This is a genomic window from Evtepia sp. (genome assembly GCF_034090835.1).
In the GTDB taxonomy this organism is placed as follows: domain Bacteria; phylum Bacillota; class Clostridia; order Oscillospirales; family Oscillospiraceae; genus Evtepia.
The window spans coordinates 1-9,712 of sequence record NZ_JAXDRS010000043.1 but is presented as its reverse complement, the minus strand read 5'-3'; the positions used below and the strand labels follow the sequence as shown (position 1 = coordinate 9,712).

Annotated in this window: 11 protein-coding genes; 2 read left to right on the top strand and 9 right to left on the bottom strand. The window is 53.6% G+C overall.

Features of this window, described 5'->3' with window-relative positions:
- Positions 1 to 108: 108 nt before the first annotated feature.
- The 8 genes from lysS to SOR61_RS07780 form a co-directional block, all read right to left on the bottom strand.
- The gene (gene lysS / locus SOR61_RS07815; RefSeq protein WP_320612107.1) at positions 109 to 1,614 is read right to left on the bottom strand and encodes a lysine--tRNA ligase; all 1,506 of its coding nucleotides are present in this window, start codon (positions 1,612 to 1,614) and stop codon (positions 109 to 111) included.
- A 39-nt stretch (positions 1,615 to 1,653) separates the two neighbouring features.
- Positions 1,654 to 2,127: a transcription elongation factor GreA gene (gene greA / locus SOR61_RS07810; protein WP_320612106.1), complete on the bottom strand. Its 474-nt coding sequence runs from the start codon at positions 2,125 to 2,127 to the stop codon at positions 1,654 to 1,656.
- Positions 2,128 to 2,352: 225 nt separating this feature from the next.
- Entirely contained in the window at positions 2,353 to 3,534 is a 1,182-nt protein-coding gene (locus tag SOR61_RS07805) for a S41 family peptidase (protein WP_320612105.1), read from the bottom strand.
- A gap of 111 nt (positions 3,535 to 3,645) precedes the next feature.
- Positions 3,646 to 3,768 carry a hypothetical protein gene (locus SOR61_RS07800; RefSeq protein ID WP_320612104.1) on the bottom strand — a complete coding sequence of 41 codons (123 nt, stop codon included), beginning with the start codon at positions 3,766 to 3,768 and terminating at the stop codon, positions 3,646 to 3,648.
- Positions 3,769 to 3,784: 16 nt separating this feature from the next.
- Entirely contained in the window at positions 3,785 to 4,672 is an 888-nt protein-coding gene (gene ftsX / locus SOR61_RS07795) for a permease-like cell division protein FtsX (protein WP_320612103.1), read from the bottom strand.
- Complete coding sequence (gene ftsE / locus SOR61_RS07790; RefSeq protein ID WP_320612102.1) at positions 4,662 to 5,348, bottom strand: cell division ATP-binding protein FtsE; 687 nt, start codon at positions 5,346 to 5,348, stop codon at positions 4,662 to 4,664. Before ftsE ends, ftsX begins: the two co-directional genes overlap by 11 nt.
- 61 nt (positions 5,349 to 5,409) lie before the next feature.
- Positions 5,410 to 6,501 (bottom strand): helix-turn-helix domain-containing protein, encoded by a 1,092-nt coding sequence (locus SOR61_RS07785; protein WP_320612101.1) that lies wholly within the window; start codon positions 6,499 to 6,501, stop codon positions 5,410 to 5,412.
- Between the two features lie 153 nt (positions 6,502 to 6,654).
- A complete protein-coding gene (locus tag SOR61_RS07780) occupies positions 6,655 to 7,365 on the bottom strand; it encodes a pseudouridine synthase (protein WP_320612100.1) in 711 nt (236 codons plus the stop codon).
- A 118-nt stretch (positions 7,366 to 7,483) separates the two neighbouring features.
- Here SOR61_RS07780 and SOR61_RS07775 point away from each other — a divergent pair, with 118 nt between their 5' ends.
- Entirely contained in the window at positions 7,484 to 7,978 is a 495-nt protein-coding gene (locus SOR61_RS07775) for a DUF4830 domain-containing protein (protein WP_320612099.1), read from the top strand.
- Between the two features lie 67 nt (positions 7,979 to 8,045).
- Here SOR61_RS07775 and SOR61_RS07770 read toward each other — a convergent pair whose 3' ends face one another.
- Positions 8,046 to 8,759 (bottom strand): DUF4368 domain-containing protein, encoded by a 714-nt coding sequence (locus tag SOR61_RS07770; protein ID WP_320612098.1) that lies wholly within the window; start codon positions 8,757 to 8,759, stop codon positions 8,046 to 8,048.
- A gap of 293 nt (positions 8,760 to 9,052) precedes the next feature.
- On the opposite strand from SOR61_RS07770, the gene SOR61_RS07765 reads away from it, so the two are divergent.
- Positions 9,053 to 9,622 (top strand): TetR/AcrR family transcriptional regulator, encoded by a 570-nt coding sequence (locus tag SOR61_RS07765; RefSeq protein ID WP_320612097.1) that lies wholly within the window; start codon positions 9,053 to 9,055, stop codon positions 9,620 to 9,622.
- Positions 9,623 to 9,712: the final 90 nt, after the last annotated feature.

Genomic DNA, 9,712 nt, shown 5'->3' with positions numbered 1-9,712 from the left:
CTGCACGTTTTCCTACATCGATTGGTGTAAGTTTGGTGTAAGGCGTAAGGTTTTTCGTTTCCCCTGTGTCCGAAAACCCTTGATATTACGGGCTTTTTCGCGTTTCGGTCAATCTAAGGGTTTCATTGTCGGGAAGAGGATCACGTCCCGGATGGAATCCGCACCGGTGAGCAGCATAACGCAGCGGTCGATGCCGATACCCAGGCCGCCCGTGGGAGGCAGGCCATACTCCAGGGCGTTGATGTAATCGTCGTCCATCATGCCGGCCTCTTCGTCGCCCTTGGCCCGCATCTCCACCTGCTTCTGGAACCGCTCCTTCTGGTCGATAGGGTCATTCAGCTCGGAGAAGGCGTTGCCCATCTCGCTGCGGCAGATAAAGAGCTCAAACCGCTCGGTGAGTCTGGGGTCCTTGGCATACCGCTTGGCCAGAGGAGATACATCCACAGGATGCATGGTGATAAAGGTGGGCTGGATCAGCATCCCCTCCACCTTCTGGTCAAAGCACTCGTACAGTGCGTGGCCCCAGGTGGGCTCCACGCCCTCCATGTCGATGCCCACGCTTTTAGCAGCGGCCACGGCTTCTGCATCGTCGGAAATGGCCATAAAGTCCACGCCCAGATGCTGCTTGACCGCCTCTGCCATGGACAGTCTGGTCCAACCGGGAGCCAGGTTCACGGTCTCGCCCTGCCACTGCACCTCATAGGTGCCCAGGATCTTCATGGCCGCAGAGGACAGGAACTCTTCAAAGAGATCCATCATGTCGTTGAAATCTGCATAGGCCTGATAGAGCTCCACGGTGGTGAACTCAGGGTTGTGCTTGGTGTCCATCCCCTCGTTGCGGAAGATGCGGCCCACCTCGTACACCCGCTCCATACCACCAACGATCAGGCGCTTCAAGTGGAGCTCGGTGGCGATGCGCATGTACATATCCAGGTCCAGGGTGTTGTGGTGGGTGATGAAGGGCCGGGCTGTTGCGCCGCCGGAAATGGTGTTGAGGACCGGGGTCTCCACCTCCATGTACCCTCTGCCATCCAGGAAGGACCGCAGGTAGCTCACAAACCGGCTGCGGATCTCAAAGTTCCGCCGGGATTCCTGGTTCACGATCAGGTCCACATAGCGCTGACGGTACCGCAGTTCCTTGTCCTGCAGGCCGTGGAACTTCTCCGGCAGCGGACGTAGGGACTTGGACAGCAGGGTCACATTCTTGCAGCGAACGCTCATCTCTCCCCGCTGGGTCCGGAAGACTTCGCCCTCCACGCCCACGATATCGCCAATGTCATATTTCTTAAAGGCGCTGTATACCGCCTCGTCCATCTCGTCCTTCCGGGCGTAGATCTGGATCCGGCCGGTCTTATCCTGCAGGTCACAGAAGCTCACCTTGCCCATGCCACGCTTGGACATGAGACGGCCTGCAACGGTCACAGCCTGTCCTTCCATCTCATCAAAGTGTTCTTTGATCTCCTGGGTGGTGCTGGACACGTCGAACCGGGTCTGCTCAAAGGGGTCCTTCCCCTCCTCCTGCAGAGCCTTCAGCTTATCTCTGCGCACCTTCAGGATTTGGGATAAATCCTGCTCCTGTTCCTGTACCTTCTCCTGCTTGCTCTTATCCGCCATAATCTGCCGCTCCTTCTCTTTTGCGTTTCGTTGTCCTCGTTATCTCTGGATCTTTACGATCTTATACCGAATGCTTCCGGCGGGGGCTTCTACCACCACTTCTTCGCCTGCCTTCCGGCCCAGAAGCGCACGGCCAAAGGGAGACTCCTCCGAGATCCGCCCTCCCATGGGGTCCGCTTCCTGCGATCCAACGATCTGATAGGTCACCTGTTCTTCAAACTCCAGATCCTCTACCACCACGGTGTTGCCCACGTGGACGGTGTCCATGTTCTTTTCCTGCTCCGTGATAATGGTATAGTTGGACAGGATCTCGTCCAGCTCCGCAATACGGGAGTAGAGCTTGCCCTGCTCGTTCTTGGCCTCATCGTACTCGCTGTTCTCCGACAAGTCGCCAAAGGAACGGGCTTCCTTGATGAGTTCAGCCACCTCACGCTCACGGACCGTCTTCAGATAGGTCAGCTCCTGCTTCAGTTCTTCCAAGCGCTCTGCGCTCAATCTATATTCTTTTGCCATAGTCACGCACCTTCCGATTTTTTAGGGTACTATTGGTTTCCTATTCAAATGGAATCTTACTACACATTATATAATATAAAATTCCTGTTATACGTTTTAGTATTATATGAACTTTGCTCCGGTCTGTCAAGAGGATGACCCTCCCTTCCCCTCCTGCCGACCTTTTCCTGCAAAAATTCCCCCGAAAGGGCCCCTGCTCACAAGGTCCCTTTCGGGGGAATCTCACTATCCTTCCAAATGCAGCGCCTTTACCGCCGCCTGCAGCTGAAGATCCTCTGATTCCGGCAGCTGGCCCAGAAGCAGCTTCTCCTTTGCTGCCTCTGTGAGTTCTACCGACGGGTCCGGGTCAAGGCCGGTTCCAATCAGAGATACGCCGCTGCCGGTAAAATACCGGGCTGTGGACAGGCCAATGGCGCTTCCATCCTGTAAAGAAAACAACATCTGGGAGTACCCTTTTCCCGATGTCTTAGTCCCGGCAACCACAGCGTCCACACTCTCCCGCAGCTGCGCTGCAAAAAACTCAGCCGCGCTGTAGCTCTCCCCGTTGACCAGCACCGCCATGGGAAGAGAGACACAGGAAGCATCCGAAGTATACACGGTTTCCTTGCCGTTGTACTCCTGGCTGACGAAGATCCTTCCTTCCGGCAAGAGGAAGTCCAACATTGCAGTGAGTTCCGTGACATACCCGCCGGGGTTGTTGCGCACATCAAACACCAGCGCCCTGGCCCCCTGCTCCATCAGTTCTTCCACACCTGTGCGCACCTGCTCCGCAGTGCCGCTGTAGAAGTTATAGATATTGATACGGCCGATTCCGTTGTCCATCATATGCCACTGGGCAGAGATCCCGTGCACCGTCTTCCGCGTGACCTCCACGCTGCGCCGGGCCCCATCGCTCCCCTGGACTTCCAGCGTCAGGACAGAGCCTTCCTCCCCTTTGATCCGGGCAATGCTGTCCTCCCGGTTTTCCTGGGTCACTGCCACGCCGTCCACAGCGCAAATGATCTCTCCGGCCTGTATGCCGGCCTCATCCGCAGGGCCGCCCCGGGTCACGCTTTGGATGTGGAGCCCATCGGTGCTATCCCGGCTGACCGTGATCCCAATGCCAACATACGAGTTCTGCCGGGCTTCCTTCACCTGCCGGGCTTCCTCCGGGGTCAGATAATAGGACCAGCGGTCTCCAAGGGAGTCCACCATGGCGCCCAGGGTCGCCTCCAAACTCTCCTGGGGGTCATAGTCTCCCACAAAGCGGTGGGAGATGATCTGATACGCCTGCACCAGTGTCATTCCCGGTCCGCCCAGACTGGACCACATCACAGCAAAAAGCACGCCGCCGCCAACCACAAGGCCGGCCACCCCTGTGAGCACCGCGACCCAGGGTGATATCCGTTTCTTCTTTCGATCCTTCATGCTCCATCCTCCCTTTCCCGATGGGTGTCCCTGCACGTAATGCAAAAAGAAGCGGCGTTTGGCCGCTTCTTTTTCCTTCGTTTTGGGCGGTCTGTGCCGGTCTGCTGCTGTTTAATAGGCCAGCGTATACGCCAGCATCGACAGCACCAGAGACAGGCAGAGAACCACTGCAAGCACCGCCATGCAGCGCTTCTGGAATTTTATGGGGTCCCAGCCCCGTTTCCGCTTGCTCAAACCAGCGCCTCCTCGATCATACTTTCAGGAACTTCCGAATGGCCATGGCCGAACCACCAGCCCCAATCACCAGACCCACCAGGATAAACACCAGCAGCACAGTGCCGGACAGGGTCTGGAAAGGAATGGCGCTGATGATGGAGAGAATGCCGCTGTTCTGCATGGCCTTCACGATGAGGGCATACACCCCCCATTGGCTGAAATACGCAATCAGGGACCCTGTCAGACAGAGCAGCACACCTTCCACCAGGAAGGGCCAGCGGACAAACCAGTTGGTGGCGCCGCACATCTTCATAATAGCGATCTCTTCCCGCCGGGTGAAGGTGGAAAGCTTGATCGTATTGGCAATGATAAACACGGAAATGACCACCAGCATGACCACCAGAATGATGGCCAGGGCGCTTGCCACGTTCCGCAGCATCACAAAGCCATCGGCGATCTCCAGCGATGCCTGCACATCCGCGATGCCGGAAACCTCTCGCACCTGGTTGACCGTCGCCGCCATAGACTGAATGTCCTCCACATGGATCCGGTAACGGTCCCGGAAGGTGTCGTCAGGAAGACCATCCAGCAAGCCGTCGTTGTCCAGCTCACCCCGGAACTCTTCCATAGCCTCCGCTTTGCTCACAAAGGTGGCCGAGGAAACATTGGGGATAGACTCCAGGCGGCTTTGCAGGCTCCTGGCCTCGGAATCGGTAAAGGTCTCGTCCACATAGGCCAGGAACTCATTGTCGTCTTCCAGGTCCTTCAGCATGGCGTTGGCGTTGAGGGCGATGAGGGAAAAAGAGCCCATGATCAGAAGGCACGCCACCGTCATGCAGACGGCTGCAAATGACATAAGTCCGTGAGTAAAGATACTCCGGAACCCCTCTTTGATATGATACCAAATCTGATTAGCGACCATTGCCGTAATATCCTCCTGCACCATCGCTGATAATTCTTCCGCTCTCGATGGCCACCACCCGCTTGCTGAACCGGTTCACCAGTTCCCGCTCGTGGGTCACGACCAGCACAGTGGTTCCCATATCGTTGATTTTTTCCAGCAGGGACATGATCTCCAGGGACCGGGCAGGGTCCAGGTTGCCGGTGGGCTCGTCCGCAATAATCACGCTGGGATTGTTGGCCAAAGCGCGGGCAATGGCCACTCTCTGCTGCTCACCGCCTGACAGCTGGTTGGGATACTGCCGGCCTTTTCCTGTGAGCCCCACCAGCCCCAGTACGTACGGGATCCGGCGCTGAATTTCCCGGGGGGTCGCGCCAACGGCGCGCATCGCCACTTCCAGGTTCTGATTCACCGTCTTTTTCTCGATCAGACGGAAATCCTGAAACACCACCCCTAAGGTACGGCGCATCAGGGGGATCTGCTTTTCGCTGATGTCGTTCAGGTTATACCCGTTCACCATCAGCCGGCCGGCAGTAGCCTCAACTTCGGCCGTAATGAGCTTGATGATGGTCGACTTTCCGGACCCGGAAGGGCCCACCAGAAAGACAAAGTCTCCGTCATCGATCTGCATACTGACGCCTTTTAACGCCTTCGTCCCGTTTTCATATTCCTTATAAATATCCGTAAGACGAATCAAACTAACACTCCTTCAATCACAATCATCGGTGGGCTGCTTTCTGTGGTAAACAGCGCACCGCTTAGGATTCAATCCCTCTGGACACCAGATACTTCTTGACCATCAGAGCCACCTTAAAGGTGATGGCATCATCGAATTCCCGCAGATCCAGACCGGTCAGCTTCTTGATCTTCTCCAGACGGTACACCAGGGTGTTCCGGTGGACGAAGAGCTTCCGGGCGGTCTCCGAGACATTCAGGTTGTTCTCAAAGAACTTGTTGATGGTAAACAAGGTCTCCTGGTCCAGGGCATCGATGGGATTCTTCTTAAACACTTCCTGGAGGAACATCTCACACATGACGGTGGGCAGCTGATAGATCAGCCGGCCGATCCCCAGGTTCTCATAGTTAATGATGGTTTTCTCCGTGTCAAAAACCTTGCCCACATCAATGGCTACGCCGGCTTCCTTATAGGCCCGGGCCAGATCCCGGATATGGCCTACCACAGTGCCGATGCCGATGGTGGTTTTGATCTTCAGATTCTGCGCCAGCGTATCCTCAATGCTCTTGGCAATCTTGTAGATCTCCTTGCTGTCGCCTCCTTCATTCAGGGTTTTGATCACTGCGATGTCGCTCTCACTGATGGAGATGACAAAGTCCTCGGAATTATCCGCAAACAGGTTCTGCACAACATCCACTGCGGCGATCTCTGCCGAGCCCACCTGCCGGATCAAAAAGACCGCCCGCAGCGTCTCGGACGCAAAATGCAGCTCCTTGGCCCGCACATAAATATCGCCCAAAAGAATATTGTCGGAAATGATGCTCTTGACAAAGGCCGTCTTGTCATGCTTCTCTTCATAGTAAGCCTTGGCACTGTTCAGGGCCACTGTTACCATGGAGCAGATCAGTTTTGCCTGCTCGTCGCTGCCCTGCACAAAGGCGGAATAATCAAAATGAGAGCCGCGGCTGGCCAAAGGCTTAAAGGTCTTATCGCCGTAGATGACAACCGCAGATTCATTCACGTTCAAGGCAGAAGCGGCACCTTCCCACTTCTCCCCGATCCAGGTCAACTGATTGCATGACACCACCGTACCCTGGTCGTCGATCACCCCAATGACACGGTCTGTGCACTCCTTCATTTGGAGCACAATGCTTTGAAATACTCTGCTGGACATGTCCTTTTCCCTCCTGTTGCTTTCAGACAAAGCGTTCTGCAATGCAATCGCTACAAGTCTCTTTTCCTCTTCTGACTGGTTAGCCTCCATTATAACGGTTCCAAAGAGCAATTTCAATAGCTTTTTCTTGAAAATTTGTGGAAAATGCCGAAGTCAGTCTCCTTCGACCCCCAGTATTTCCCGTTCCTCAGGGGTAAGCATACGCCAACTGCCCACAGGCAACGTCCGATCCAGGGTCAGCGGCCCCATGGAGATCCGCTTCAAATACGCCACCGGTTTCCCCCGGGACGCCAGCATCCGCTTGACCTGATGGTACTTCCCTTCCTGAATGGTCACCAGACAGGCATCCCCCGGCTCCAGGATCTCCAGTTTCCCCGGTAAGCATCGGGTCCCGTCCCCCAGGACGATCCCCGCTGCAAAGGCCTGGCAGTCCGTGTCATCCAGCTGGCCCGCTACCTCCGCATAGTACACCTTGTCCACGTGCTTGCCTGGGGCCAGCAAACGGTGGGCCAGCTGGCCGTCGTTGGTCAAAAGCAGCAGCCCCTCTGTATCCTTATCCAACCGGCCCACCGGCGCCAGTCCCTTCCGCCCCAGTTCCTTGGGCAGCAGAGTCAGGACCGTGGTCTCCCGCGGGTCGTCTGTGGAAGAAATGACCCCTGCCGGCTTGTGCAGCATTACATAACAAAACCGTTCCAGAGAGATCACATGGCCATCCACTGTGACCACCCCATCCTCCGGCACCTTGTCCTCTGGACGCACCGCTGCTACACCATTGACCCAAACGCGGCCCATTTTGATGAGGTTCTTCGCCTCTTTTCGGGACCATCGGCCGGTCGCCGCTAAAATCTTATCCAACCGCTCCATACAGCTCCACCTCCTCTATCGGTAATATTATAGCATAGTTTCCCTTGCCAAAACATAGAGTAGAACGAAGATTTCCGCCCCTGCCTATCCAAAGGCGGCGCTGAGAGGAGCTGCACCCATGTTGATCGTTGCCAAAAAATTTCGTCCCGCCCGTTTCCTCGCCGGACTGGTCCTCCTGGCCCTGGGCATCGGCTTTACTGGCGCCGGACTCGACCTTGCAAAAGAGATCCGTCTGGCGCAGACTGCCATGACCATCGTGAAAGTGGACCCCACCAATCGAAAAACCAACGAGGACCGGGTTGCCTACCTGGAGCAATATGGCTGGATCGTGGAGCAGGCCCCTGTCTCCATCGAGGACATACGACTGCCGGAGTCCTTCGACCGCTCTTATGAGCCCTACCTCTCTCTTCAGGAGGCCCAGGGGTTTTCTCTCCAAACATACGCAGGAAAGACCATAAAGCGATACACCTATTCCGTCCAGAACTATCCAGGTCTGAAGGAAGGAATCTGGGCCTGCCTGCTGCTCGATCAGAACACCGTCATCGGCGGAGAGATCCATTGCAGTCAGGGAGACGGGTTCACCCAGGGACTGGAATACCCGATAAAAAAGTAAAAAAACCGCCATATACGGGGCGGTGACTTAAGAAAACATTGAAGCAAAAGACGGTTTAGCTTGACGGCTATGCCGTCTTTTGCTGTTTTTCAGTTGTATTGCGGGCTTCTTCGATAGCCCGTGTAAAGTCAAATGCACCGATGAAGTTATAGACAATGGTGATCTCCCTTGTCTTGGATTTCTTGTCTGCGTGGGACACTTCGATGCGGTCAATAAATTCACGGAGAACTGCCGCGTCAAGCTCCTGCATATCCGTGTACTTTTTCACCGTTGCGACAAATGCCTTGGCATTGGTTTTCTGCTGCTCCTGCTGTTTCAGCTCCTTGCGCAAAACTTCTGCCATAGAATTTAAGTTGCTCTGTTCCAGCTCGTAGTCGTGGGACAATTTGATAAATCTGTCATCGGACAGTTTACCCATTACATTGTCCTCATACAGTTTGGAAATGATACGGTCAAGCTCTGCAATGCGTTTATCAGCTTTCGCAAGCGTATCACGTTTCCGCGCAAATTCCGCGTCACGATCTCGCATACTGATGTCTGCCGCTTCCTGCATAAACTCGGCTTCGTGCTGGCTCACATACTGTATGGCTTCGCGCAGATTTCTCAACACGATTTCATGCAGCACCACATTCTTGATGGAATGTGTTGTGCAAAGGTCTTTTCCCTTGCGGTAGGTAGAACAGATAAAGTATTTCTGTTCCTCCGTAAAATTGGTGGCGCGGCATTGATACATCTTGCCGCCGCACTCTGCACAATAGAGCAGCCCGGAGAAGATACCCATATCACCCATCTTGGTAGGACGGCGGCGGGATTTACGGATATGTAACGGGAAGAAAGATGTATCTGCGCTGCAAGTTCTTTTCGCGTTAAACCTTTCTTTACCCTTGCGGATTTGATGGCCTGCCCGAAAGGTTTGAAGTTGTATTTTTGAGTAGGCTTTTGCATGGAATCCCCCTATTCGCAATATATTATCCGTTAAGGTAATGGAAAACCCCTTGACTTTAGCTTCATTATACTGTATACTGTATTATTAAAAGCGAATCAAGATTCGGTTTTAATAAAGAAGGGGTTTATATGCCACAAGTATTGAAAGACGAGGTTTTTGAACGCATTTTCCAAGCTGCGGTAGATGTGTTTTATGAAAAAGATTATCGTAGCGCAAAAATGCAAGAAATAGCTGATAAGGCAGGAATCCCGGTTAGCTTGATTTACAATTACCATAAGAATAAGGAAGATTTGTTTGATAAAATTGCATCTTCATTGCACCTGAACTTTGATAAGGTTGCAACGGAAGAAGAACAGGCGAACGGGCTTCCGTCAGAAAAATACAAGAACATAGCCGAGGACTACATTCTTGATCTACTTGATAATCATAAGATATTTGTAATCCTCATGGATAAAAGTCAGGGAACAAAGTATGAGGTGGCGAAGGAGCAGTTTATCCACTCCATTGAACAGCACATCAAGCGACAGCTCGGTAAAAAAACACACGTTTCCTATAACGATATGCTGTGTCATATTCTTGCCAGCAACTTTGCAGAGGGCATTTTAGAGGTTGCAAGGCATTATCAAGATCGTCAATTTGCTCACACCATGCTTTCCCTTGTAACTAAATGCTACTATGAAGGTGTAAACTCTCTATAAATGGGTCTTATGCTTACCCATTTCGGATAATCATAAGCCCTTTTCTTTTAAGATTAGGTTAGCTTTCGCTAACTGATTATTTTGACAAAA